This is a genomic window from Streptomyces sp. NPDC058052, assembly GCF_042885515.1.
GTDB lineage: Bacteria > Actinomycetota > Actinomycetes > Streptomycetales > Streptomycetaceae > Streptomyces.
Window position 1 is genome coordinate 230,710 of record NZ_JBHVRX010000001.1, and the last position, 24,375, is coordinate 255,084.

Consider the following 24,375-nt stretch of genomic DNA (forward strand, 5'->3'; position numbering starts at 1 on the left):
TACGCTCGTCGGCATGAAATCCAGCGTGCTGACCCGCTACCGCGTCATGGCGTACGTGACCGCCGTCATGCTCCTGATTCTCTGCGGGTGCATGGTCGCCAAGTACGGCTTCGACACCGGCGAGGACGTGACCTTCGCGGTCTCCCAGGCCCACGGTGTCCTGTACATCATCTACCTCGTCTTCGCCTTCGACCTGGGCTCCAAGGCCCGCTGGTCCTTCGGCAAGATCGTGTGGCTCCTGCTCTCGGGCACGATCCCCCTCGCCGCCTTCTTCGTCGAGCGCAAGGTCGTCGCCGAGGTGAAGCCGCTGGTCAGCGGCGCGCAGCCGGTTCCCGCCCGGGCCTGACCCTCACCCCCGCACAGATGTGCGGGGGTTTCTCATCGACATTTACTAGGACGTCCTAGTAAATTCGAAGGCATGGACGCTGACGCCATCGAGGAAGGCCGCCGTCGCTGGCAGGCCCGTTACGACAAGGCCCGCAAGCGCGACGCCGACTTCACCACGCTCTCCGGTGACCCGGTCGAGCCGGTCTACGGGCCCCGGCCCGGGGACACCTACGAGGGGTTCGAGCGCATCGGCTGGCCCGGTGAGTACCCCTTCACCCGGGGACTGCACCCCACCGGCTACCGGGGCCGCACCTGGACCATCCGCCAGTTCGCCGGCTTCGGCAACGCCGAGCAGACCAACGAGCGGTACAAGATGATCCTCGCCGCCGGCGGCGGCGGGCTCTCGGTCGCCTTCGACATGCCCACCCTCATGGGCCGCGACTCCGACGACCCCCGCTCGCTCGGCGAGGTCGGCCACTGCGGCGTCGCCATCGACTCCGCCGCCGACATGGAGGTCCTCTTCAAGGACATCCCGCTCGGCGACGTCACCACGTCGATGACGATCTCCGGCCCCGCCGTGCCCGTCTTCTGCATGTACCTGGTCGCCGCCGAGCGCCAGGGCGTCGATCCGGCCGTGCTCAACGGCACGCTCCAGACCGACATCTTCAAGGAGTACATCGCCCAGAAGGAGTGGCTCTTCCCGCCGGAGCCGCACCTGCGCCTCATCGGCGACCTGATGGAGCACTGCGCCGCCGGCATCCCCGCGTACAAGCCGCTCTCCGTCTCCGGCTACCACATCCGCGAGGCCGGGGCGACGGCCGCGCAGGAGCTGGCCTACACCCTCGCCGACGGCTTCGGCTACGTCGAGCTCGGCCTCTCCCGCGGCCTCGACGTGGACGTCTTCGCCCCCGGCCTCTCCTTCTTCTTCGACGCGCACCTCGACTTCTTCGAGGAGATCGCCAAGTTCCGCGCCGCCCGCCGGATCTGGGCCCGCTGGATGAAGGAGGTGTACGGGGCGAAGACCGACAAGGCGCAGTGGCTCCGCTTCCACACCCAGACCGCCGGCGTCTCGCTCACCGCCCAGCAGCCGTACAACAACGTGGTGCGCACGGCCGTGGAGGCGCTCTCCGCCGTCCTCGGCGGCACCAACTCCCTCCACACCAACGCCCTCGACGAGACCCTCGCCCTCCCGAGCGAGCAGGCCGCCGAGATCGCGCTCCGCACCCAGCAGGTGCTCATGGAGGAGACCGGCGTCGCCAACGTCGCCGACCCGCTGGGCGGCTCCTGGTACGTCGAGCAGCTCACCGACCGCATCGAGGCCGACGCCGAGAAGATCTTCGACCAGATCAAGGAGCGCGGCCTGCGCGCCCACCCGGACGGGCAGCACCCGATCGGGCCGATCACCTCCGGCATCCTGCGCGGCATCGAGGACGGCTGGTTCACCGGCGAGATCGCCGAGTCCGCCTTCCGCTACCAGCAGTCCCTGGAGAAGGGCGAGAAGCGCGTCGTCGGCGTCAACGTCCACCACGGATCGGTCACCGGCGACCTGGAGATCCTCCGGGTCAGCCACGAGGTCGAGTGGGAGCAGGTCCGGGTCCTCGGCGAGCGCAAGGGCCGGCGGGACGAGGCGAAGGTCCGCGCCTCCCTCGACGCCATGCTCGCGGCCGCCCGGGACGGCTCCAACATGATCCCGCCGATGCTCGACGCGGTCCGCGCCGAGGCCACCCTCGGCGAGATCTGCGACGTGCTCCGCGACGAGTGGGGCGTGTACGTGGAGCCCGCCGGCTTCTGATCCGGACGAGCGCCCGCGGACGCGGACGGGGCCGGTACGGGAATCCCGTACCGGCCCCGTCCGCGTTCCTCAGCGGACCGAGCCCAGCACCTTCGACGGGGTGATCCGGAGCGTCACCCGGACCTCCTCCGGCGGCAGTTCCAGGTACTCCCGCCCGGCGTCCGGGCCCTCGTACTTCTCCGCCAATGCCACCGCCAGGGCCCGGCCCTCGTCCTCGGTGACCGTCGCCGAGCCGCGGATCTCCGTGTAGCGGTCCGGGTCGCGGCGGTCGAGCAGGATGAGGGAGACCCGGGCGTCGGCCCGGATGTTCTTGACCTTGCGGCGGCCGTCCTGGCTGGAGATCAGGACGTCGTCGCCGTCCCGGCCCACCCACACCACCGAGGTCTGCGGGGAGCCGTCGGGCTGGATGGTGGCCAGGACCGCGTGGTTCACGTCGTCGAGCAGGGCGCGTACCGCCGGGGAGAGCCGTGTGTCCGTACGAATGATCATGCGGGCACGCTAGCCGAGTGCCGCCACCGCGCCCAGGCCGCCGACCAGCAGCGCCGAGAGCCGTGCCACCCACTGGCCGTCCACCGGCTCGGCGCTCACCAGGGCCCGGTGCACCACCGCGCCCGCGACCACGTCGAAGATCAGGTCGTCGGTGGCGTCCACGGTGACCGGGTCGCGGTCGGCGGGGAGCTCGCCGCGCTCCTGGGCCCGCCGGCGCCCGTCCAGGACGAGCCGCTTCTGGCGCTCCACGATCGAGGTGCGGATCCGCTCGCGCAGCGGGGCGTCCCGGGTCGACTCGGCGACCACGGCCATCAGGGCCGTCTTGGTCTCGGGGCGCTCCAGGAGGGCGGCGAACTGGAGGACGACGTGCTCGATGTCGGCCTGGAGGGAACCCAGGTCGGGCAGTTCGAGTTCATCGAAGAGGACGGCGACGGCGTCGACGACCAGTTCGTTCTTGTTGGCCCACCGGCGGTACAGGGTGGTCTTGGCGACTCCGGCCCGGGTGGCGACGTCGCCCATGGTGAGTTTGGACCAGCCCAGTTCCACCAGGGCCGCGCGGGTCGCCTCCAGGATGGCCGTGTCGGCCTCGGTGGAGCGGGGGCGGCCGGTACGGGTGGTGCGGGGGGTGGGTCGGCCGGACTTGCATGACATGGACGACGACCATACCCGCCGGTAGGTACGGCGCCAGAGGCGCGCGATGTGAGGCAGTTCACGGCCCGGGGCTCCCCCCGGCCCGGCCTCGGCCATTACGCTACGACCCGTAGCGAAAGGCTCTGAGCGGCCCGAGCGACAACCATCGCAGGACCGCCGGGTGGGGACCCGGCGGGTACGGGCGCCCTCGGCGGAGGGCGCTGTTCAGCCATGGCTTACCGGTTCCGCGCGCGGAGGGGGGAGGATGTACGCATGCAGCCCCGAAACATGTCCATGAGCGGCGTCGTCGACCTCGCCGCCGTGAAGGCGGCCGGAGAGGCCAAGGCGAAGGCGGAGCAGGCGCGCGCAGAGGCCGCCCGTCACGGCGGACCCGCGGCGGTGCCGCCCTCCGCCCTCGTGATCGACGTCGACGAGGCGGGCTTCGAGCGCGATGTGCTCCAGCGTTCCGCCGAGGTACCGGTCGTCCTCGACTTCTGGGCCGAGTGGTGCGAGCCCTGCAAGCAGCTGGGCCCGCTCCTGGAGCGGCTGGCCGTGGAGTACGACGGCCGCTTCCTGCTCGCGAAGATCGACGTCGACGCCAACCAGATGCTGATGCAGCAGTTCGGCATCCAGGGAATTCCGGCCGTTTTCGCGGTCGTCGCCGGTCAGGCGCTGCCCCTGTTCCAGGGTGCGGTGCCCGAGGCGCAGATCCGCCAGACCCTCGACCAGCTGATCCAGGTCGGCGAAGAGCGCTTCGGTCTCACCGGCCTCGCCGTGGACCGGGACGCGGAGGGCTCCGAGGCCGCCGAGCGGCCGGCCGCCGGACCCTACGACGCCCTGCTGGAGGCGGCCATGGCCGCGCTGGACGCGGGCGACATGGCCGGCGCGGTCCAGGCGTACAAGAACGTGCTGGCCGACGACCCCGAGCACCCCGAGGCCAAGCTGGGCCTCGCCCAGGCCGAGCTGCTCGCCCGGGTGCAGGGCATGGACCCGCAGACGGTGCGGAAGAACGCGGCGGACGCCCCGGCGGACGCCGCCGCGCAGATCGCCGCCGCCGACCTGGACCTGGTGGGCGGTCACGTCCAGGACGCCTTCGGGCGGCTCGTGGAGACCGTGCGCCGGACCGTCGGCGAGGACCGGGACGCGGCGCGGGTGCGGCTCCTGGAGCTCTTCGAGGTGATCGGCCCGGAGGACCCGCGGGTGATCGCGGCCCGGCAGGCGCTGGCCCGCGTGCTCTTCTGACAGGTGCTCTGACCTCCTCGGACCGAGCGCTTGCTCAGTCCCGGCACGGTCCCGGATCGTCCGACGATTTGGCGACACGGTGACAAGTGGCGGCCGCGCTTTACCAAATCTTGATAATCGCGGCCGCTGTTACTTGCAGTAAATCGAACCCGTGGGTCTGTCCGGGTTCACCCTTCCAAAAGCGGATATTCCGCACCACGCGCCTCCACCCTGTGTGCCCACCCGGCGGCATCGCGCCATGGCGCGGTCACGCATCCGTTACTAGCGAGTAATGAACCCCTTGTGCGGGCGCCGGGAATGGACCACGATCGGCCACGCTCGGTCCGAACCGCACGCCCCGGCAACCGCCTGGGACGCGCGGCGAGGGTCCCCACCGGGCGGGCCGGCGCCCCTGGCGGCCGGCCATCGGACAGGGGGGTTCCTGCTCCCACCGGGCAGGACCTGTCCACCGGGCCGTGCGCACGCGCGGCACATGGTTGTCGCTCGGGGGTGATCGCCGGTGATTCGGACGCGCGTCGCGCCTCCTGATGCCTCGGCGCTCTCCTTCCCGAGGACGTAGCTCTTCTCCCATCCCAGGACGGGCCCCGGGCCCTTCTGGAGATGTACGTCCGAGAAGGAGGATTCTCATGAAGTCCCAGGTTCGTGGCGGGACCAGATGGAAGCGGTTCGCCGTCGTCATGGTCCCGAGCATGGCCGCCACGGCCGCGATCGGTGTCGGCCTGGCGCAGGGCGCGCTCGCCGCGTCCTTCGCGATCTCCGGCCAGGAGTTCAAGGTCACGACGGACAAGCTCGAGGGCACCGAGTTCGTCCAGTACGGCAGCATCGCCAAGGGCAACACCCTTGAGGGCAAGCCGTTCGCCGCTCCGGTCGCCGTCTCCGGCTTCGACACGGCCAAGATCACCAACATGTGCCAGTCCGTCGTGACCCCGGTTCCGGGTCTCGGCGACATCACCCTCCGCCTGGAGGCCGGCACCGACGCGGCCAAGACGGGCAAGGACGAGGACAAGGTCCAGGCCAAGGACATCTACCTCGATGTCTCCTACCTGGACGCCGACGCCGACTTCAAGAACATCGACATCGGCGTCGCGGCCGGCTCGCTCCCGAAGCGCGAGGGCGGCCAGGGCATCCAGCCCGACACCCAGGCCAACCCGAACGGCTTCGCCCAGCGCGCCGACAGCGTCACGCTGAGCAACGTCAAGCAGAAGGCGTGGGCCACCACGGCCGCCACCTTCAAGCTCCCCGACCTGAGCCTGTCCCTGCACCGGGGCACCTCGAAGGAGTGCTTCTAGCACAGAGCGGTCCCCCGGGACCGAGCTGTCCTGAGGGCGGGGCCGCCGCGCGCGGTCCCGCCCGCCGGGCACCTTCGCCTTCTCTTCTTTCTCAGCAACACCGCTTCCAGGGAGCTGTTTTCCATGAGCGCCGAGACCCCTGCCTCCCCCGAAGTCCCCAAGGAGAACCGGTTCAAGGTCTGGCGGCAGACCCGGCCCTTCTGGGCGGGACTGTTCACCATCCTCGCCAGCGTGCCGATCGCCTACCTCCCGTACGGGGACGTGCGGCTCGGCAACATCACCCTGGCCATGGCCACGACCGCCGGCGCCGGCGCGCTGATCATCGGCGTCCTGCTCTTCACGCTCGGCCTGACGATGTGGTTCCAGCCCGTCGTGCGGGTCTTCGCGGGTGTCGCGGCGATCGTGCTGGGCCTGGTCTCCATCCCCGTGTCGAACTTCGGCGGTCTCGTCATCGGGTTCTTGTTCGCCCTCGTCGGCGGCGGCATGTCCGCGGCCTGGGCACCCGCCCCGACGGTCGAGGAGACCGGCGACGCGGAGCACGACGGTGAGCCGGTGGCCTCCGGGAAGGACGCGTACGCCTTCGAGACCGGGACGCAGGCCGTACTGGCGGCCGGAGTCCCGGAGCAGCGCGAGGCGCAGGGGCCGGCGACCGACACGACGATCGACGCCAACGGCGGGAGGAACAGTGCGGGGTGACGAGACCCAGCAGGGCCTCGGGAGGAGCGGGCCGCGCCACGCGGCCCCTCGCAAGACGCTGCTGAACAGGATCCAGGGCCCCGCGGGCAAGGCCATGGCGCTCGCCGCCATGCCGACCGCGGTGCTCGTGGGCATGGGCCTCGCGCCCAGTCCCGCCCTGGCCGACGAGAAGGACATCCCCTTCGCCCCCGGCCCCTGTGTGACCCGCTCCGACGAGCCGGTGGCGGAGGAGACGACGGCCACGCCCACGGCGAAGGCCACCGAGACCGCGAAGCCGGAACCGACGGCGACGGCCACCAAGCCGTCCGAGCCGTCCGAGCCGTCCGAGGAGCCGACGGCGACCCCGTCCGCGACCGCCACGCCCACCGCCACGGCGACCCCGGAACCCACCGCGACCACGACGGCTCCGGCGACCGCTCCGGCGACCGCGGCCGCCCCGGGCGGGGCGCAGGAGGCCGCGCCCGCCGCGGCGGAGACGGCCGCGCCCACGCCCACGCAGTCGGTCGATCCGCTCGACCCGCTGGGTGTCGGCGACGCCATCAAGGACTTCTTCGACGGGCTCGCCCCGGAGCGGGAGCCCACGGCGACCCCGTCGGCCACCCCGTCCGCCACCGCGACGCCGGCCCCGTCGGCGACGACGGCCGCCCCGCGGCAGAAGGCGGCCACGGCGGACGACGACGCCCCGGCGACCGGGGCGCCCGCCGCGGAGACCGAGGAGAAGGCCGCCGAGAAGCCCTCCGGGACCACGGAGAAGCGTCCGGCCGACGCCGACGCCGACGCCGACGGGACACAGGACGGCGCCGACCGGACCAGGGCCGCCATCGAGGAGGCCGCCGAGAAGGCCGGCGCCGAGGTCGAGGAGCTCGACGAGAGCGCCCAGGGCCTGGACGCCAAGCCGGACACGGACATACCCGACGGGGCCAAGCCCCGCTTCCCGTGCCCGGAGCCGGACCCGGAGGCGCTCGCCGCCGCCGACCTGGAGCAGGGCATCCCGCTCCTCCCGGACGAGCCGTGGCGGCTGGACACCACGCTGCTCACCCTGAAGGGCCTGAAGTACCACGGCATCGTGGAGGTGAAGACCTCCAGCGGCCAGATCAAGAAGGTCCTGAAGTTCACGGCGAAGAACGGCATCGACATCAAGGACCTGCACCAGACGACCGTCCACTCGGACGGCCGCAAGGGGCACGTCCGGTCGGACAAGGGCTCGACCTCGACGATCACGAACGGCACGGTGACCATGTACACCGAGTCGATCAAGGGCAACCTCTTCGGGATCATCCCCGTGGAGTTCACCCCGCAGACCCCGCCGCCGCTCGACGTCCCGCTCGCCATCTTCTCGAACGCGACCGTCATCCAGGCCGGTCAGTTCGGCGGCACCCTCAGCATCAAGGGCCTGCGCAACAGCATCGAGCCCGGCTGATCCCCCGTACCGCTCCGGGAGCCGCACACGGCGAAGCCCCCGTCCGATCCGTCGGACGGGGGCTTCGTCATGGTGCCGTGCGGGCGCGTCAGGCGCGCTCGGCGCCGCCGAGGTGGTGGACGCGGACCATGTTGGTGGTGCCGGGGACGCCGGGGGGCGAGCCGGCGGTGATGACCATGGTGTCGCCCTCGTTGTAGCGCTGGAGCTTCAGCAGCTCGGCGTCGACGAGGTCGACCATCGCGTCGGTGTTGTCGACGAACGGGACGAGGAAGGACTCGACGCCCCAGCTCAGCGTGAGCTGGTTGCGGGTGCCCTCGTCCGTGGTGAAGGCGAGGATCGGCTGCTGGGTGCGGTAGCGCGAGAGGCGGCGGGCGGTGTCGCCGGACTGGGTGAAGGCGATGAGCGCCTTGCCGTCGAGGAAGTCGGCGATCTCGCAGGCCGCGCGGGCCACGGAGCCGCCCTGGGTGCGCGGCTTCTTGCCCGGGACCAGGGGCTGGAGGCCCTTGGAGAGCAGCTCCTCCTCGGCCGCGGTGACGATCTTCGACATCGTCTTGACGGTCTCGATCGGGTAGGCGCCGACCGAGGACTCGGCGGAGAGCATGACGGCGTCGGCGCCGTCCAGGATGGCGTTGGCGACGTCGCTCGCCTCGGCGCGGGTCGGCCGCGAGTTGGTGATCATCGACTCCATCATCTGGGTGGCGACGATGACCGGCTTGGCGTTGCGGCGGCACATCTCGACGAGACGCTTCTGCACCATCGGCACCCGCTCCAGCGGGTACTCGACGGCGAGGTCGCCGCGGGCCACCATGACGGCGTCGAAGGCGGCGACGACCTCGGCCATGTTCTCGACGGCCTGGGGCTTCTCGACCTTGGCGATGACGGGGACCCGGCGGCCCTCCTCGTCCATCACCTTGTGGACGTCCTTGACGTCGGCGGCGTCGCGGACGAAGGAGAGGGCGACCATGTCGCAGCCCATCCGGAGGGCGAAGCGGAGGTCCTCGACGTCCTTCTCGGAGAGGGCCGGGACGTTGACCGCCGCACCGGGCAGGTTGATGCCCTTGTGGTCGGAGATCACGCCGCCCTCGATGACGACGGTCTTGACCCGGGGGCCCTCGACCTCGACGACCCGCAGCTCGACGTTGCCGTCGTTGATGAGGACCTGGTCGCCCTTGGAGACGTCGCCCGGAAGGCCCTTGTAGGTGGTGCCGCAGATGGACTTGTCGCCGGGGACGTCCTCGGTGGTGATGGTGAACTCGTCCCCGCGGACCAGCTCGACCGGACCCTCCGCGAAGGTCTCCAGACGGATCTTGGGGCCCTGGAGGTCGGCCAGCACACCGACGGCGCGGCCGGTGTCGGCGGCGGCCTTGCGGAGGCGGTCGTACCGCTCCTGGTGCTCTGCCTGGGTCCCGTGGCTCATGTTGAAACGGGCCACGTTCATACCGGCCTCGATGAGAGCCTTCAGCTGCTCGTACGAGTCGACGGCGGGGCCCAGCGTGCAGACGATTTTGGAACGGCGCATGAGGCGGATCCTATCGGTTTGTTTCACTGCGGAATATTCCGGCTGGCGGAAAGTACAAATGGGCGCGGGCCCGCTCAGGCGTTCACCTTTTCGGACGTGTTTCCGGCCGCCGTTCCGGCGGTCAGCTCGAAGGTCTGACGGGCGATCTCCAGCTCCTCGTCGGTCGGCACCACGGCCACCGTCACCCGGGCGTACTCGGGCGAGATCACCCGCGGCTCGTCGGACCGCAGGGCGTTGAGGCCGGCGTCCACGGCGAGCCCCAGCTCCTCCAGGCCGGCGATCGCGGCCTCCCGCACCGGCGCCGCGTTCTCGCCCACGCCGGCCGTGAACGCCACCGCGTCCACCCGGCCGAGCACCGCGTAGTACGCGCCGATGTACTTCTTCAGCCGGTGGACGTAGATGTCGAAGGCGAGCGCGGCCCGCTCGTCGCCCTCGTCGATCCGGCGCCGGATCTCGCGCATGTCGTTGTCGCCGCAGAGCCCGACGAGCCCGGACCTCTTGTTGAGCAGCACGTCGATCTCGTCGGCCGACATGCCCGCCACCCGCTTGAGGTGGAAGGTGACCGCCGGGTCGATGTCGCCGGAGCGGGTGCCCATGACCAGGCCCTCCAGCGGGGTCAGGCCCATGGAGGTGTCCACGCAGCGGCCGCCGCGCACCGCCGAGGCGGAGGCGCCGTTGCCGAGGTGCAGCACGATCACGTTCACCTCCTCCGGCTCCTTGCCGAGCAGCTTCGCCGTCGCCCGGGAGACGTACGCGTGCGAGGTGCCGTGGAAGCCGTAGCGGCGGATCCGGTGCGCGTCGGCGGTCTCCACGTCGATCGCGTACCGGGCCGCCGCCTCCGGCATCGTGGTGTGGAAGGCGGTGTCGAAGACCGCGACCTGCGGCAGGTCGGGGCGGAGCGCCGTCGCGGTGCGGATGCCGAGCAGGTTCGCCGGGTTGTGCAGCGGCGCCACCGGCACCAGCCGCTCGATCTCGGCGAGCACCTCGTCGTCGATGACCGTCGGCTCGGTGAAGCGCAGCCCGCCGTGCACCACCCGGTGGCCGATCGCGGCCAGTTCGGGGGAGTCCAGACCGAGCCCGTCCGCCGCCAGCTCCTCGGCGACCGCCTTCAGCGCCGCCGCGTGGTCGGGGATCGGGCCGGTCCGCTCGCGCCTCGCGCCGCCCCCGCCCTGGAGCGGGGTGTGGGCGAGCCGGGAGGTGTCCTCGCCGATCCGCTCCACCAGGCCCTGGGCGAGCCGGCTGCCGTCGCTCATGTCGAGGAGCTGGTACTTCACCGACGAGGAACCGGAGTTGAGGACGAGGACGCGGCTGGGGGTTCCCGGGACGGGGATTCCGGGGGCGGGGGTGGTCATGCGGTGGGCTCCTGGGCGTCGGCGGCCCCGGCGGGGACCTGGGACTGGATCGCCGTGATGGCGACCGTGTTGACGATGTCGCTGACGAGGGCGCCGCGCGAGAGGTCGTTGACCGGCTTGCGCAGGCCCTGGAGGACCGGGCCGACGGCGACGGCGCCGGCCGAACGCTGCACCGCCTTGTAGGTGTTGTTGCCGGTGTTGAGGTCCGGGAAGATCAGCACGGTCGCCTGCCCGGCCACCTCCGAGTCCGGCAGCTTGGTCGCCGCCACGGAGGGCTCCACGGCCGCGTCGTACTGGATGGGGCCCTCGATCCGCAGCGCCGGATGCGCCTCGCGGACCAGCTTGGTGGCCTCGCGCACCTTGTCGACGTCGGCGCCGGAGCCCGAGGTGCCGGTGGAGTACGAGAGCATCGCGATCCGCGGCTCGACGCCGAAGCGGGCCGCGGTGGCCGCCGACTGCACGGCGATGTCCGCGAGCTGCTCGGCGTCCGGGTCGGGGTTGACCGCGCAGTCGCCGTAGACGAGCACCTTGTCGGCGAGGCACATGAAGAAGACGGAGGAGACGATCGAGGCGTCCGGCTTCGTCTTGATGATCTCGAAGGCGGGGCGGATGGTCGCGGCGGTGGAGTGGACGGAGCCGGAGACCATGCCGTCGGCCAGGCCCTCCTGGACCATCAGGGTGCCGAAGTAGTTCACGTCCGCGACCACGTCGTAGGCGAGTTCCACCGTGACGCCCTTGTGGGCGCGGAGCGCCGCGTACTGCTCGGCGAAGGCGTCCCGCAGCTCGGAGGTCTGCGGGTCGATCAGCTGGGTCTCCCGCAGGTCCACGCTGAGGTCGGCGGCCTTCTTGCGGATGGCCTCGACGTCGCCCAGCAGGGTGAGGTCGCAGACGTCCCGGCGGAGCAGCACGTCGGCGGCGCGCAGCACCCGCTCCTCGGTGCCCTCGGGCAGCACCACCCGGCGCCGGTCGGCCCGGGCCTGTTCGAGCAGCTCGTGCTCGAACATCATCGGGGTGACCCGGCCGCTGGGCGCCACGGAGATCCGCTTGAGCAGATCGGCGGTGTCCACGTGCCGTTCGAAGAGGCCGAGGGCGGTCTCCGCCTTGCGCGGGGTGGCCGCGTTCAGCTTCCCCTCCAGGGCGAAGAGTTCGGCGGCGGTCGGGAAGCTGTTGCCGGGGACGGATATCACCGGGGTGCCGGGCGCGAGCCGGGCCGCCAGGGTGAGGACCGCGTCGCTGGGCCGCTCGTCCAGGGTGAGCAGGACGCCGGCGATCGGGGGCGTACCGGCCGAGTGGGCGGCGAGCGCGCCGACGACCAGGTCGGCGCGGTCCCCGGGGGTGACGACCAGGCAGCCGGGGGTCAGGGCGTTCAGGAAGTTCGGGAGCATCGCGCCGCCGAAGACGAAGTCCAGGGCGTCGCGGGCGAGCCCGGCGTCGTCGCCGAGGACGACGGTGGCGCCGAGGGCGTGGGTGATCTGGGCGACGGTCGGCGCGGCGAGCGCGGGCTCGTCCGGGAGGACGTAGCAGGGGACGGGCAGCCGGGCGGCCAGCCGGTCGGCGATGACCTCGCGGTCCTCGGCCGCGACCCGGTTGACGACCATCGCGAGGACGTCGCAGCCGAGCCCGTCGTAGGCGCGGAAGGCGTTGCGCGCCTCGGCCCGCACGGACTCGGCCTCCTGGCCCTTGCCGCCGACGACCGGGATGACCGAGGCGCCGAACTCGTTCGCCAGGCGGGCGTTGAGGGCCAGTTCGTCGGGGACCTGGGTGCCGGCGAAGTCGGTGCCGAGGACGAGGACGACCTCGTACTCCCGGGCGACCGCGTGGAAGCGGTCGACCAGCCGGGAGAGGAGTTCGTCGGTGCCCTGCTCGGCCTGGAGCGCGGACGCCTCGTGGTAGTCCATGCCGTAGACCGTCGAGGGGTCCTGGGCCAGCCGGTAGCGGGCGCGCAGCAGGTCGAAGAGGCGGTCGGGCCCGTCGTGCACCAGCGGCCGGAACACCCCCACCCGGTCCACCTGTCGGGTGAGGAGCTCCATGACTCCCAGCTCGACGACCTGGCGGCCGTCCCCGCGGTCGATCCCGGTCACGTACACGCTGCGCGTCACGCCGTGGTCTCCTGTCCAGTCCTGCGGAAGGGGCCCGTCCCGTGGACGGGCCGTCCTGCGTGAGGGCCCGGCCCGCCTCGGGCCCGGCCCTCGCCCTGCGCCTACCCGCCCCGTGTCGACCTTCGACCTCGAAAGTCAATCTTCGGCCTCGAAAACAATCCGACAGGGCGGCATTACCCCCTTGACAATACCCCTGCACCTGGGTAGGTCGCCCGCTGTACGAAGGGCCTCCGCCAAGGGACGAAAGACCCCCGGACGGACCCGTTCCCGGCACGCGCGGAGCGGCGGCGAGCGCCCCGGACGCGTCCGTCGTGTGAGAATCGAAACGGCTCAAACGGAACCTCGACCGAGCAGGAGACAGAGCACGATGCGCATCGGAGTCCTCACCGCAGGCGGCGACTGCCCCGGTCTGAACGCAGTGATCCGGTCGGTCGTGCACCGGGCCGTCACCAACTACGGGGACGAGGTCATCGGCTTCGAGGACGGCTACGCCGGCCTCCTCGACGGCCGCTACCGCGCCCTCGACCTCAACGCCGTCAGCGGCATCCTCGCCCGCGGCGGCACCATCCTGGGCTCCTCCCGCCTGGAGCGCGACCGCTTCGCCGCCGCCTGCGACAACGCCAAGGCGCTCGTGGAGAAGAGCGGCTTCGACGCCCTCATCCCGATCGGCGGCGAGGGCACCCTGACCGCCGCCCGGATGCTCTCCGACGCCGGCGTGCCGGTCGTCGGCGTCCCCAAGACCATCGACAACGACATCTCGTCGACCGACCGCACCTTCGGCTTCGACACCGCCGTGGGCGTCGCCACCGAGGCGATGGACCGGCTGAAGACCACCGCCGAGTCCCACCAGCGGGTGATGGTCGTCGAGGTGATGGGCCGTCACGCCGGCTGGATCGCGCTGGAGTCCGGCATGGCCGGCGGCGCCCACGGCATCTGCCTGCCCGAGCGCGCCTTCGACCCGGCCGACCTGGTCAAAATGGTCGAGGAGCGCTTCGCCCGGGGCAAGAAGTTCGCCGTCATCTGCGTCGCCGAGGGCGCCCACCCCGCCGAGGGCACGATGGACTACGGCAAGGGCGAGATCGACCAGTTCGGCCACGAGCGCTTCCAGGGCATCGGCACCGCCCTCGCCTACGAGCTGGAGCGCCGCCTCGGCAAGGAGGCCCGCCCGGTCATCCTCGGCCACGTCCAGCGCGGCGGCACCCCGACCGCGTACGACCGCGTCCTCGCGACCCGCTTCGGCTGGCACGCGGTGGAGGCGGTGCACCACGGCGACTTCGGCAACATGACCGCGCTGCGCGGCACCGACGTGAAGATGGTGCCGCTGGCCGAGGCCGTCACCCGCCTCAAGACGGTCCCGGAGGACCGGGTGCGCGAGGCCGAGTCGGTCTTCTGACCGTCGTACGGGGCCGGCTTCCGGCCCCCGTGAACACCCAGGACGGAGGTCCCGCGCGGCGGGACCTCCGTCCTCGTTTCCACCGGACCCAGGTCCTGCTCCGCCCGGCGGGCGGAGCCCGCGGGGCGGGATTCGGAAGAGACGGCCTAGTGGCCGACCGCCGCCCAGAAGTGGTCGGAGACCGCTTCCAGGTACGCGCGGCCCTCGTCGCCCGTGGCTCCCGACGCGCCCCAGCTGGACGTCGCCGCCATCCGGGAGTGGTACTCGGTGTGCAGCAGCGCGAGCGCCGGTTCCACCACCCGCCGGGTCAGCGGCAGCATGCGGACGACCGGCTTCACGTACGCCTGCCAGCGCGTCGTCGCCGCGTCCCGCAGCAGCTCCGCCAGCCGTTCGGTCCCGCCGGTGGCGGTGACGAGGGCGCGCGGGCCGAGACCGAGGACCTCGGCGAGCGCTGCCGTCTGCCGTTCGGTGCCCTTCCAGCCGCCCTCGTCCTCCATCCGGCGGTACGCGTGCGCGGCGACGCCGACCTGCCGGGCCAGGTCCTCCGTGGAGAGTCCGCGCGCCACCCGGTGCTCCCGCAGGGTGGAGGCGACGGCGATCAGATCGGCGGGCGAGCACCACAGGACGCCCGCGAGGGCGGTCAGCTCCTGTTCGCTCGGCACGAGGGTGCCGCGCTCCCAGGCGGCGACGGTGTCGGGCGTGACGGAGAGGCCGTACTGGGCGCGCAGGCCGTACGCGACATGGCCCGGTGCCATGCCGAGCCCCTGGCGCAGGCGGCGCGCGGCCGGGGCGTCGAAGGGAGGAGAGGGATGGTGCACCTCGCCACGGTAGGGGCGCGGGAGGATCTGTGGCTACGGTGCGTTCATCTGAGGCCACGGCCTGTAGGAACGTGGGAACCGGTCGGTAATCGGGCTGTGACGTCCGGTGAGCGGTGATCGCGGAGGAGTGGCGGAGGAAGCGGCGGAGGAGCGGCTTCCGCGCTCAGCGGCCGCCGCGCCAGCGGTACTGGAGCTCCGGGCGGCCGATCTGGCCGTACTGCGGGGCCCGGACCGCCCGGCCCTCGGTCACCAGGTGCTCCAGATAGCGGCGGGCGGTGATCCGCGAGATGCCCACCGCCGTGCCCGCCTCCGCGGCGGTCAGCCCGGCCGGCACCTCCCGAAGGGTGCGGGTGACCGCCTCCAGGGTCGGCCCGCTCAGGCCCTTGGGCAGCGTGGCGGGGTGCGGGGCGCGCAGCGCGGCGAGCGCCCGGTCCACCTCGTCCTGCCCGGACGCCTCCCCGGCCGCCCCCCGGAACTCGGCGTACCGCACCAGCCGGTCCCGCAGCGTGGCGAAGGCGAAGGGCTTGAGCACGTACTGCACGACCCCGAGGGACACCCCCTCCCGCACCACCGCGAGATCGCGCGCCGAGGTCACCGCGATGACGTCCGCCGCGTGCCCTGCGGCCCGCAGCGCCCGCAGCAGGGCGAGACCGTGCCCGTCCGGCAGGTAGAGGTCGAGCAGGATCAGGTCGACGGGGACCCGGTCGAGCATCCGGACCGCGGCCGCCCGCGAGTGCGCGACCCCGACCACCCGGAAGCCCTCCACCCGGCCGGCGTACAGCGCGTGCGCGTCGGCGGCGACGGGGTCGTCCTCGACCACCAGCACCCGGATCTCCTGCGTCCCGCTCACGCGGCACCTCCCTCGGCGCCGGGCTCCGGGGCGAGCCTCGCGCCGGGCTCCGGACCGGGCTGCGGTCCGCGCTCCGGCCCTCGTCCCGGTCCGGGTTCCGGTCCGGATTCCCCGGCGGGTGCCGGGGCTTCGGGCCTGCGGGGGAGCGGGACGCGGACCGTGAAGCGCGCGCCGCCGCCCGGCGCCTCGTCCAGGGCGAGCGTGCCGGAGGCGCGGGTGACGGCCTGGCGGACCAGCGCCAGGCCGAGGCCCCGGCCCGGTCCCCGGGTGGACCAGCCCCGGCCGAGGACCGCGTCCCGGTCGGCGGGGCGGACCCCGGGCCCGCTGTCGTCGACCCGGAGCAGCAGCTCGCCGTCGCCGGCGCGCGCCGCGACCGTGACGGTCACGCGCGCGTGCGGGGTGCCGCCCGCCGCCTCCACCGCGTTGTCCACGAGGTTGCCGAGGACGGTGACGAGGTCCCTCGGCTCCAGGGCCGGCGGGAGCAGCCCGTCGTCGATCCGGCTGTCCTCGGTGAGGACCAGCTCGACGCCCCGCTCGTTGGCCTGCGCCGCCTTGCCGAGCAGCAGCGCCGCCAGGACCGGCTCACCGACCGCGTCCACCACCCGGTCGGTGAGCGCCTGGGCGAGCTCCAGCTCCGCCGTCGCGAACTCCACCGCCTCCGTCACCCGCCCGAGTTCGATCAGCGACACCACCGTGTGGAGCCGGTTCGCCGCCTCGTGGGCCTGCGACCGCAGCGCCTCCGTGAACCCGCGCTGCGAGTCCAGCTCGCCCGACAGCGACTGGAGTTCGGTGCGGTCCCGGAGCGTCACCACGGTGCCGCGCCGCTCCCCGCCCACCACCGGCCGGGTGTTGACGACGAGGACCCGCTCGTCGGTCAGGTGCGTCTCGTCCACCCGGGGCTCCGAGGAGAGCAGCGCCCCGGTGAGCCCGGCCGGCAGCCCGAGCTCCGCCGCCGGCCGGCCGACCACCCCCTCGTCCAGGCCCAGCAGTTCGCGCGCCCCGTCGTTGATGAGCGCGATCCGGCGCCGCCCGTCGAGCATCACCAGGCCCTCCCGCACCGCGTGCAGCGCGGCCTCGTGGTAGTCGTGCATCCGGCTCAGCTCGCCGGCGTTCATCCCGTGGGTGTGCCGCCGCAGCCGGGCGTTGATCACGTACGTGCCGGCGCCGCCGAGCGCGAGCGCCAGGCCCGCCATCCCGAGCAGCGCGGTCACCTGCTCCCGTACCTGCGCGCTGATCCGCTCGATCGTGATGCCCGCGCTGACCAGGGCGACCACCCTGCCGCCGGAGAGGACCGGCGTGATCGTCCGCACCGAGGGGCCGAGGATCCCGAGGTGGGTCTCGGAGAAGGTCTCGCCGCGGAGCGCCGGCTCGATGTGCCCGAGGTAGTGGCGGCCGATCTGGTCCGGCTCCGGGTGCGTCCACCGCGTCCCGTCCGGCGCCATGATCACCACGAAGGCCACGTCGGCCCGCCGGCGCAGCTCCTCCGCGTACGGCTGGAGCACGGCGGACGGATCGGCCGAGCGGGCCGCGGCCACCACGGACGGCGAGCCCGCGACGGCCGTGGCGGTCGCCGTGGACTGCCGGCGCGCGGTCTCCTCGGCCTGGTCCTGGTCCGTGAGGTACGCGAAGACCGCGCAGCCCGCCACGACCGCGGCCATCAGCACGACCTGCATCGCGAAGAGCTGGCCGGCCAGGCTGCGGGGCCGTGGCCGGGGGAGGGGGCGGAGGAGCGGGAGACGCATGCGAGCAAGTGTGCACGCCTCGATTTGCTCCGGAGCGTTGCGTTCCCGAATCGTGCCCTTCCCGCGGACCGGGTCCGCGCCCGCCCCGGGGACCGGTGACGTTTCGGCCATGAACGAAACGCACGCAACGGTGACCCCGGTCACAGGCTGATGGATAGTCGCGGAGTCCACCGGGACGTGGACACCCATCAGCGCGAGGAGGACCCCGTGGCCGCACGCCGGGACCGTACCCACTATCTGTATCTGGCCGTCATCGCCGCCGTCCTGCTCGGCGTCGGTGTCGGCTTCCTCGCCCCAGGCGTGGCCGTCGAGCTGAAGCCGCTGGGCACCGGCTTCGTGAACCTGATCAAGATGATGATCTCGCCGATCATCTTCTGCACGATCGTCCTGGGCGTCGGTTCGGTCCGCAAGGCGGCCAAGGTCGGTGCCGTCGGCGGCCTCGCGCTCGGCTACTTCATGGTGATGTCGACCGTCGCACTCGCGATCGGCCTGGTCGTCGGCAACCTCCTGGAGCCCGGTTCCGGCCTCCACCTCACCAAGGAGCTGGCCGAGGCCGGCGCCAAGCAGGCGGAGGGCGCGAGCGAGGGCACCGCCGACTTCCTGCTCGGGATCATCCCGACGACCCTGGTCTCCGCCTTCACCGAGGGCGAGGTCCTCCAGACCCTGCTCGTCGCCCTCCTCGCGGGCTTCGCGCTCCAGGCGATGGGCCCGGCCGGCGAGCCGGTCCTGCGCGGCATCGGGCACATCCAGCGGCTGGTCTTCCGCATCCTCTCGATGATCATGTGGGCGGCCCCGGTGGGTGCCTTCGGCGCCATCGCCGCCGTCGTCGGCGCGACCGGCCTCGACGCCCTCAAGTCGCTCGCCGTCATCATGATCGGCTTCTACCTGACCTGCGCCCTCTTCGTCTTCGTCGTCCTCGGCGCGCTGCTGCGGCTGGTCGCCGGGATCAACATCTGGGCCCTCCTGAAGTACCTGGGCCGCGAGTTCCTGCTGATCCTCTCGACCTCCTCCTCCGAGTCCGCGCTGCCCCGTCTGATCGCCAAGATGGAGCACCTGGGCGTCTCCAAGCCGGTCGTCGGCATCACCGTCCCCACCGGCTACTCCTTCAACCTCGACGGCACCGCCATCTACCTCACGATGGCCTCGCTCTTCGTCGCCGAGGCGATGGGCGACCCGCTCTCGATCGGCGAGCAGATCTCCCTCCTCGTCTTCATGGTCATCGCCTCCAAGGGCGCCGCCGGCGTCACCGGCGCCGGCCTCGCCACCCTCGCGGGCGGGCTCCAGTCGCACCGCCCCGACCTGGTCGACGGCGTCGGCCTGATCGTCGGCATCGACCGCTTCATGAGCGAGGCCCGCGCCCTCACCAACTTCGCGGGCAACGCCGTCGCCACCGTCCTCGTCGGCACGTGGACGAAGGAGATCGACCGGACGCGGGTGACCGAGGTCCTGGCGGGGAAGTTCCCCTTCGACGAGAAGACGCTCGTCGACGACCACGCCGACCACGCCGGCCACGCCGGGCCGGCCGGCCACGACCCGGCCGGCGACCCCGGAGCCGTACCGGACCAGCGCGACCAGGGCGAGGAGCGCGCCCGCGCCGGCGTCTGACCGCCGTGAACCTCCTCCCGGGACCCGGGCCTTGAGCCGGATCCGGGCACCGGGAGGAACCCGCCCCGCGAAGAAGGCCCTTGACATCGTCAAGGGCCTCCGCGTGACAATGGGCCCACTCACGTCGCGTGTCGGTCCGCGCTCGAAAGCGGAGACATGGAGGCAAGAGGACCGTAGGGACGGCAGTTGCCTCTCGACTTCAACGCCCCGATCATCGAAGAATTCCGCACCAACGCCGGACGCCTCGGCGGCCCTTTCGAGGGATGGGTGCTCCTTCTCCTCACCACCACCGGCGCCAGGTCCGGAAAAGAACACACCACCCCGCTCGGCTTCGTCGAGGACGGCGACCGCCTCCTCGTCGTCGGTTCGGCCGGCGGCTCCGACCGCCACCCGGACTGGTACCGCAACGTCCTGGTGAACCCCACCGTCACCGTCGAGGTGGGCCCCGACGCCTGGCAGGCCACCGCCGTCGCCGCGACCGGCGCCGAGCGGGACGCGCTCTTCGCGAAGGTCGTCGCCGCCGCCCCCGGCTACGCCGACTACCAGAAGGCCACCGACCGGGTCCTGCCCGTCGTCGTCCTCCACCGGATCCCGGCCTCCGACTACACCCCGCCGGACCGGCTCGACGCCCTCGCCGACGAACTGGTGAAGATCCACGACTGGCTGCGCGGCGAGCTGGCCGCCCTCGCCGACGGCCTCGCCGCGCCGGGCGCGGCCGACCTGACGGTGGAGCTGCGCCGCCACTGCCTCACCTTCTGCGCGGGCCTCGCCCACCACCACGGCGGCGAGGACGCCGGCCTCTTCCCCTACCTGGCCCGGGAGTTCCCCGACCGGGCGGGGGTCTTCGAGCGGCTGCGCGCCGAGCACGACACCGTCGCCCGCGCCCTGGACGGGCTGCGCGCGCTGCTCGCCCGGGTCGACGAGACCGGGCCGGAGGAGCTGCGTCCCGAGTTCGACCGGCTGCGGTCCGAGCTGGAGGCGCACTTCGCGTACGAGGAGGCGGAGATCGTGCCGCTCCTCAGGGCGGCGGGCTGACCTTCCGTCCCGCGCCGCCCTTGCCCCGACGCCGACGCCGACGCCGGCGTCGGGGCGCACGCCGGTGCCGGCGCGCCCGCCCGGTGCCGGCGCGCCGGAGGGCCGGCCGAGCGGGCGGGGCGACCGCGCGGACCCCGCGGTGCGGACCGGGGCCCGGTGGGCCCGTGCCAGACTCGGCGCCATGAACCATGATCACGACGAGCCGGGGCTGACCGTCGGGAACCGCGACCCGGAACTGGCGAAGCTCCTCGACAGCGGCCTCGACGCGTACAACTTCGCGGCCACCGGGACGACGGCGGAGGACCAGGGCGAGCTGTCCGTGCGGGCCGTCGATCCGGCGACGGGCGGGACCGTCGGCGGGCTCACCGCCTGGACCTGGGGCGGGCTGCTCGGCATCGACATGCTGTGGGTGCACGAGGACCACCGCCGGGACGGGTGGGGGAGCAGGCTGCTGCGCGCGGCCGAGGCGGAGGCCCGCCGGCGCGGCTGCGACCGCGCGGTGGTCTCCTCCTTCACCTTCCAGGCGCCGGACTTCTACCGGCGGCACGGGTACGTGGAGACCGGCCGCACGCTCGGCATCCCGGGTGGCGCGGAGGACGTCCACTTCCACAAGAGCCTGACGGCCGGCACCCCGTAGCCGGCACCCCGTAGCCGGAGCACCGGAGCACCGGAGCACCGGAGCACCGGAGCACCGGACCCCGGCCGCGGGGTCCGGTTCCCCGGGGTGCTTGACCTCTCCCGGGGGAGTAGCGATACGATACGTCTCGTCTTGTTATGGTGCGGGAGGAGAGCGGCATGACGCGCGAACGGTATGTGGAGGTCGAGCCCGGCACACGGCTCTGGGTCGAGGAGCACGGCGACGCCGGCCGGCCCCCGCTGCTCCTGGTCATGGGCGCGCTGGCGTCGGGACTCGCCTGGCCCGACGAGCTGGTGGCGCTGCTCGCCGAGCACCACCGGGTGATCCGCTACGACCACCGGGACACCGGCCGTTCCACCTGGGCCTTCGACGAACGGCCCTACCCGCTGTCCCGGCTCGCCGAGGACGCCGTCGCCGTCCTGGACGCGTTCGGGATCGACCGGGCCCACGTCGTCGGTATGTCCCTCGGCGGACTGCTCACCCAGCTCCTGGTCGCCGACCACCCCGACCGGCTGCTGAGCGCCACGCTCATCGGCACCGGCGCGGTCAGCGCCACCCCGTACGTCCGCCCCGACGGGACCCGGGTGCCGGCCGAGGAGCTGCCGGGGCCCTCGGAGCGGCTCCTGGAGTTCTGGTCCCTCCCGGTGGAGGAGCGGGACCTGGAGGCGGAGCTGGATCACCGGGTCGCGCACTGGCGGGCCCTCGCCGGCGACGCCCTCCCCTTCGACGCGGAATGGTTCCGTGCGCGGGAGCGGGCGATCGTCGCCCATACGGGACACCACACGCCCGGCACCGCCCATGCCCGCGCCGACGCCTCCGGGCTGCTCCGCACCGGCGAACTGGCCGCCACCGAGGTCCCCGTCCTGGTGATCGCCGCCCCGGCCGAGCCGGTCACCCCGCCCCCGCACGCCGAACACCTCGCCCAGGTGATCCGCGGTGCCCGTCTCGCCGAGATCCCCGGCATGGGCCACGCCCTGCCCCCGCAGGTGCACGCACCCCTGGCGGAGGCGGTCCTCCGCCACACCGCTCCCTGACGGGAGGCTCCGTACGGGCGCACAAAAATACCCCGGCTGAATTGACAGTCGGGGTGGTGCGGCGCCTATATTGGTGAATTCCGTGTGCCCGTCCTGCGCTTATGCCGGACAAATTCGCGGAGCATTTCACTAAAGGCACTGTATCGCGCTGGGAGTCGAATTGTCAACCGAGCCAATTCGGGAAGAGCAGAAATTCATCACCTCGCTCTACGCGCGGCTCGACGACCTGAGAGACCGGGCCGAGGCCGCCGTCGGCGAGGCGCTCAGGACGCCCGGGACCGGGAGCGCGCAGTCCCGCCTGGAGCGGGACATCATGGTGGCCGAGCAGTCGGGGCTGCTCGCCGCCTTCGACGCGGGGGAGACCGGGCTCTGCTTCGGCCGGCTCGTCTTCCGGGACGGGCGCGACCACCACATCGGGCGCATCGGCCTGCGCGAGGACGACCCGCAGCGCACCCCGCTCGTCGTCGACTGGCGCGCCGAGATCGCCCGCCCCTTCTACCTCGCCACCGGCCACGAGCCGATGGGCCTCACCCGCCGCCGGCACCTCACCACCAAGGGCCGCGAGGTCGTCTCGCTCCACGACGAGGTCCTGGACCTCGCCGACCGCACCCGCTCCGGGCACGAGGGCCGGGACGCCGACGAGGTGCTGCTCGCCGCGCTCGACGCCGCCCGCACCGGCCGGATGCACGACATCGTGCAGACCATCCAGGCCGAGCAGGACGCCATCATCCGCTCCCCGCACGCCGGCGTCCTCGTCGTCGAGGGCGGCCCCGGCACCGGCAAGACCGCGGTCGCCCTGCACCGGGCCGCGTACCTGCTCTACGCCCACCGCGAGCAGCTCGCGAAGCGGGCCGTCCTCATCGTCGGGCCCAACCCGGCCTTCCTCGGCTACATCGGCAACGTGCTGCCCTCGCTCGGCGAGACCGGCGTCCTGCTCGCCACCCCCGGCGAGCTGTACCCAGGGGTCCGCGCCACCGGCACCGACACCGACCGCGCCGCCGCCGTGAAGGGCGACGCCCGGATGGCCGCCGCGCTGGCGGAGGCCGTACGGGACCGGCAGCAGGTCCCCGACCGCGGCGCGCCCCTCGTCGTCCCGCACGAGGACGGCGATCTGGTCCTCGACTGGGACATGGCCCTGGAGGCCCGCCACAAGGCCCGCGAGACCGCCCTGCCGCACAACCTCGCCCGCCCCTACTTCGCCTTCCGGATCCTCGACGCGCTCGCCGCGCAGCTCGCCGACCGGATCGGCGCCGACCCGTACGGCGGCCCCAACTTCCTCGGCCCCGACGACGTCGCCCTGCTCGCCAAGGGCATCGCCGCCAACCCCGACGTGCACGCCGCCATCGACTCCCTCTGGCCCGACCTCACCCCCGAGGACTTCCTCGCCGGCTACCTCGCCGAGCCCACCCACCTCCCCGAGGAGGACGCGGCCGTGATCCGCCGCGACGGCGGGGCCTGGACCCCGGGCGACGTCCCGCTCCTCGACGAGGCCGCCGAACTCCTCGGCCACGACGACTCCGCCGCCCGCGCCGCCCAGGAGGCCGAGCGGCAGCGCCAGGTGCAGTACGCGCAGGGCGTCCTCGACGTCTCCTTCGCCTCCCGCACCTACGAGTTCGAGGACAAGGAGGAGCTCGACGAGGACGCCTCCGAGGTGCTGTCCGCCCACGACATCATCGACGCCGAGCGGTTCGCCGAACGGCACGAGGAGGCCGACCACCGCACCGCGGCCGAGCGGGCCGCGGCCGACCGCACCTGGGCCTTCGGCCACATCATCGTCGACGAGGCGCAGGAGCTGTCCGCGATGCAGTGGCGGCTCCTCATGCGCCGCAGCCCCACCCGCTCGATGACCCTGGTCGGCGACCCCGCCCAGACCGGCGACCCGGCCGGCGTCGGCGCCTGGGACGCGATCCTCGCCCCGCACGTGCAGGACCGCTGGCAGCATGTGCGGCTCGGGGTCAACTACCGCACGCCCGCCGAGATCATGGCGGTCGCCGCCGCCGTCCGCCGGGAGGACGACCCGGCCTTCGAGCCGCCCGGCTCCGTCCGCTCCACCGGCGTCGAACCCTGGGACCGGACCGTCGAGGACCCGGTGAAGGAGGCCGCGGACGCGGTGGCGGCCGCACGCGGCACCGAGGGCCGGCTCGCCGTGATCGCCCCGCCGGAGCTGCTCCCGGGCCTGGTCGCGGCCCTCCCCGACGCCTCGTACGGGCCGAAGCCCGACCTGACCCGCCCGGTGGTGCTCCTCGACCCCCGCCAGGCGAAGGGGCTGGAGTTCGACACGGTCCTCGTCGTCGACCCGGACGGCATCCGGGCGGGCGCCACGCACGGCACGAACGACCTGTACGTGGCGCTCACCCGGGCCACCCAGCGGCTCGGGATCGTCCGCCGGGCCTGAGCCCCCGGGGC

At 72.8% G+C, this 24,375-nt stretch carries 20 protein-coding genes; 12 read left to right on the forward strand and 8 right to left on the reverse strand.

What is annotated here, in order from left to right; all coding sequences use genetic code 11:
* The first annotated feature begins 13 nt into the window (after nucleotides 1-13).
* Both ACFVU3_RS01235 and ACFVU3_RS01240 read left to right on the forward strand, forming a co-directional pair.
* The gene (locus ACFVU3_RS01235) at nucleotides 14-346 is read left to right on the forward strand and encodes a DUF3817 domain-containing protein (RefSeq protein ID WP_390062594.1); all 333 of its coding nucleotides are present in this window, start codon (nucleotides 14-16) and stop codon (nucleotides 344-346) included.
* 72 nt (nucleotides 347-418) lie between these two features.
* Nucleotides 419-2,119 (forward strand): methylmalonyl-CoA mutase family protein, encoded by a 1,701-nt coding sequence (locus tag ACFVU3_RS01240; protein WP_362180075.1) that lies wholly within the window; start codon nucleotides 419-421, stop codon nucleotides 2,117-2,119.
* A 69-nt stretch (nucleotides 2,120-2,188) separates the two neighbouring features.
* On the opposite strand, the gene ACFVU3_RS01245 is transcribed toward ACFVU3_RS01240, so the two are convergent.
* On the reverse strand, nucleotides 2,189-2,608 hold the full coding sequence (locus ACFVU3_RS01245; protein ID WP_390062595.1) for a PPOX class F420-dependent oxidoreductase: 420 nt from the start codon (nucleotides 2,606-2,608) through the stop codon (nucleotides 2,189-2,191).
* A 9-nt stretch (nucleotides 2,609-2,617) separates the two neighbouring features.
* Complete coding sequence (locus ACFVU3_RS01250; protein ID WP_390062596.1) at nucleotides 2,618-3,259, reverse strand: TetR/AcrR family transcriptional regulator; 642 nt, start codon at nucleotides 3,257-3,259, stop codon at nucleotides 2,618-2,620.
* Nucleotides 3,260-3,511: 252 nt separating this feature from the next.
* On the opposite strand from ACFVU3_RS01250, the gene ACFVU3_RS01255 reads away from it, so the two are divergent.
* The 4 genes from ACFVU3_RS01255 (at nucleotide 3,512) to ACFVU3_RS01270 (ending at nucleotide 7,885) form a co-directional block, all read left to right on the forward strand.
* Nucleotides 3,512-4,480, forward strand: coding sequence for a tetratricopeptide repeat protein (locus tag ACFVU3_RS01255; protein ID WP_390062598.1), 969 nt, complete (start codon nucleotides 3,512-3,514; stop codon nucleotides 4,478-4,480).
* Nucleotides 4,481-5,106: 626 nt separating this feature from the next.
* Entirely contained in the window at nucleotides 5,107-5,769 is a 663-nt protein-coding gene (locus tag ACFVU3_RS01260; RefSeq protein WP_390062599.1) for a DUF6230 family protein, read from the forward strand.
* Between the two features lie 123 nt (nucleotides 5,770-5,892).
* On the forward strand, nucleotides 5,893-6,465 hold the full coding sequence (locus ACFVU3_RS01265; RefSeq protein ID WP_390062601.1) for a DUF6114 domain-containing protein: 573 nt from the start codon (nucleotides 5,893-5,895) through the stop codon (nucleotides 6,463-6,465).
* Complete coding sequence (locus ACFVU3_RS01270; protein ID WP_390062603.1) at nucleotides 6,455-7,885, forward strand: hypothetical protein; 1,431 nt, start codon at nucleotides 6,455-6,457, stop codon at nucleotides 7,883-7,885. The genes ACFVU3_RS01265 and ACFVU3_RS01270 overlap by 11 nt, the downstream gene beginning before the upstream one ends.
* An 88-nt stretch (nucleotides 7,886-7,973) precedes the next feature.
* On the opposite strand, the gene pyk is transcribed toward ACFVU3_RS01270, so the two are convergent.
* The 3 genes from pyk to pta form a co-directional block, all read right to left on the reverse strand.
* Entirely contained in the window at nucleotides 7,974-9,404 is a 1,431-nt protein-coding gene (pyk, locus tag ACFVU3_RS01275; RefSeq protein WP_390062605.1) for a pyruvate kinase, read from the reverse strand.
* Nucleotides 9,405-9,478: 74 nt separating this feature from the next.
* Nucleotides 9,479-10,756 (reverse strand): acetate kinase, encoded by a 1,278-nt coding sequence (locus ACFVU3_RS01280; protein ID WP_390062607.1) that lies wholly within the window; start codon nucleotides 10,754-10,756, stop codon nucleotides 9,479-9,481.
* Nucleotides 10,753-12,855, reverse strand: a complete 2,103-nt coding sequence (pta, locus tag ACFVU3_RS01285) for a phosphate acetyltransferase (RefSeq protein ID WP_390062609.1) — start codon at nucleotides 12,853-12,855, stop codon at nucleotides 10,753-10,755. The genes ACFVU3_RS01280 and pta overlap by 4 nt, the downstream gene beginning before the upstream one ends.
* Nucleotides 12,856-13,222: 367 nt before the next feature.
* On the opposite strand from pta, the gene ACFVU3_RS01290 reads away from it, so the two are divergent.
* Nucleotides 13,223-14,248 (forward strand): 6-phosphofructokinase, encoded by a 1,026-nt coding sequence (locus ACFVU3_RS01290; protein WP_390062611.1) that lies wholly within the window; start codon nucleotides 13,223-13,225, stop codon nucleotides 14,246-14,248.
* 146 nt (nucleotides 14,249-14,394) lie between these two features.
* Here the strand turns inward: ACFVU3_RS01290 and ACFVU3_RS01295 are convergent, their stop codons facing one another.
* From ACFVU3_RS01295 to ACFVU3_RS01305, 3 genes are all read right to left on the reverse strand, one after another.
* On the reverse strand, nucleotides 14,395-15,003 hold the full coding sequence (locus ACFVU3_RS01295; protein ID WP_390063004.1) for a helix-turn-helix domain-containing protein: 609 nt from the start codon (nucleotides 15,001-15,003) through the stop codon (nucleotides 14,395-14,397).
* 226 nt (nucleotides 15,004-15,229) lie between these two features.
* The gene (locus ACFVU3_RS01300) at nucleotides 15,230-15,916 is read right to left on the reverse strand and encodes a response regulator (RefSeq protein WP_390062613.1); all 687 of its coding nucleotides are present in this window, start codon (nucleotides 15,914-15,916) and stop codon (nucleotides 15,230-15,232) included.
* Nucleotides 15,913-17,658, reverse strand: coding sequence for an ATP-binding protein (locus ACFVU3_RS01305; protein ID WP_390062615.1), 1,746 nt, complete (start codon nucleotides 17,656-17,658; stop codon nucleotides 15,913-15,915). The genes ACFVU3_RS01300 and ACFVU3_RS01305 overlap by 4 nt, the downstream gene beginning before the upstream one ends.
* A gap of 150 nt (nucleotides 17,659-17,808) precedes the next feature.
* Here ACFVU3_RS01305 and ACFVU3_RS01310 point away from each other — a divergent pair, with 150 nt between their 5' ends.
* From ACFVU3_RS01310 to ACFVU3_RS01330, 5 genes are all read left to right on the forward strand, one after another.
* Nucleotides 17,809-19,263: a cation:dicarboxylate symporter family transporter gene (locus tag ACFVU3_RS01310; RefSeq protein WP_390062617.1), complete on the forward strand. Its 1,455-nt coding sequence runs from the start codon at nucleotides 17,809-17,811 to the stop codon at nucleotides 19,261-19,263.
* A 186-nt stretch (nucleotides 19,264-19,449) separates the two neighbouring features.
* The gene (locus tag ACFVU3_RS01315; protein ID WP_390062619.1) at nucleotides 19,450-20,298 is read left to right on the forward strand and encodes a nitroreductase/quinone reductase family protein; all 849 of its coding nucleotides are present in this window, start codon (nucleotides 19,450-19,452) and stop codon (nucleotides 20,296-20,298) included.
* Between the two features lie 181 nt (nucleotides 20,299-20,479).
* Nucleotides 20,480-20,935, forward strand: coding sequence for a GNAT family N-acetyltransferase (locus ACFVU3_RS01320; RefSeq protein WP_390062620.1), 456 nt, complete (start codon nucleotides 20,480-20,482; stop codon nucleotides 20,933-20,935).
* A gap of 158 nt (nucleotides 20,936-21,093) precedes the next feature.
* Nucleotides 21,094-21,969, forward strand: coding sequence for an alpha/beta fold hydrolase (locus tag ACFVU3_RS01325; protein WP_390062621.1), 876 nt, complete (start codon nucleotides 21,094-21,096; stop codon nucleotides 21,967-21,969).
* A gap of 160 nt (nucleotides 21,970-22,129) precedes the next feature.
* The gene (locus tag ACFVU3_RS01330; RefSeq protein ID WP_390062623.1) at nucleotides 22,130-24,364 is read left to right on the forward strand and encodes a HelD family protein; all 2,235 of its coding nucleotides are present in this window, start codon (nucleotides 22,130-22,132) and stop codon (nucleotides 24,362-24,364) included.
* Nucleotides 24,365-24,375 lie beyond the last annotated feature (11 nt).

Coding starts and splice junctions, on each gene's coding strand:
- ACFVU3_RS01235 (WP_390062594.1), top strand. CDS start 14: ATGAAATCCAGCGTGCTGACCCGCTACCGCGTCATGGCGTACGTGACC.
- ACFVU3_RS01240 (WP_362180075.1), top strand. CDS start 419: ATGGACGCTGACGCCATCGAGGAAGGCCGCCGTCGCTGGCAGGCCCGT.
- ACFVU3_RS01245 (WP_390062595.1), bottom strand. CDS start 2,608: ATGATCATTCGTACGGACACACGGCTCTCCCCGGCGGTACGCGCCCTG.
- ACFVU3_RS01250 (WP_390062596.1), bottom strand. CDS start 3,259: ATGTCATGCAAGTCCGGCCGACCCACCCCCCGCACCACCCGTACCGGC.
- ACFVU3_RS01255 (WP_390062598.1), top strand. CDS start 3,512: ATGCAGCCCCGAAACATGTCCATGAGCGGCGTCGTCGACCTCGCCGCC.
- ACFVU3_RS01260 (WP_390062599.1), top strand. CDS start 5,107: ATGAAGTCCCAGGTTCGTGGCGGGACCAGATGGAAGCGGTTCGCCGTC.
- ACFVU3_RS01265 (WP_390062601.1), top strand. CDS start 5,893: ATGAGCGCCGAGACCCCTGCCTCCCCCGAAGTCCCCAAGGAGAACCGG.
- pyk (WP_390062605.1), bottom strand. CDS start 9,404: ATGCGCCGTTCCAAAATCGTCTGCACGCTGGGCCCCGCCGTCGACTCG.
- ACFVU3_RS01280 (WP_390062607.1), bottom strand. CDS start 10,756: ATGACCACCCCCGCCCCCGGAATCCCCGTCCCGGGAACCCCCAGCCGC.
- ACFVU3_RS01290 (WP_390062611.1), top strand. CDS start 13,223: ATGCGCATCGGAGTCCTCACCGCAGGCGGCGACTGCCCCGGTCTGAAC.
- ACFVU3_RS01295 (WP_390063004.1), bottom strand. CDS start 15,003: ATGGCACCGGGCCATGTCGCGTACGGCCTGCGCGCCCAGTACGGCCTC.
- ACFVU3_RS01305 (WP_390062615.1), bottom strand. CDS start 17,658: ATGCGTCTCCCGCTCCTCCGCCCCCTCCCCCGGCCACGGCCCCGCAGC.
- ACFVU3_RS01310 (WP_390062617.1), top strand. CDS start 17,809: ATGGATAGTCGCGGAGTCCACCGGGACGTGGACACCCATCAGCGCGAG.
- ACFVU3_RS01320 (WP_390062620.1), top strand. CDS start 20,480: ATGAACCATGATCACGACGAGCCGGGGCTGACCGTCGGGAACCGCGAC.
- ACFVU3_RS01325 (WP_390062621.1), top strand. CDS start 21,094: ATGACGCGCGAACGGTATGTGGAGGTCGAGCCCGGCACACGGCTCTGG.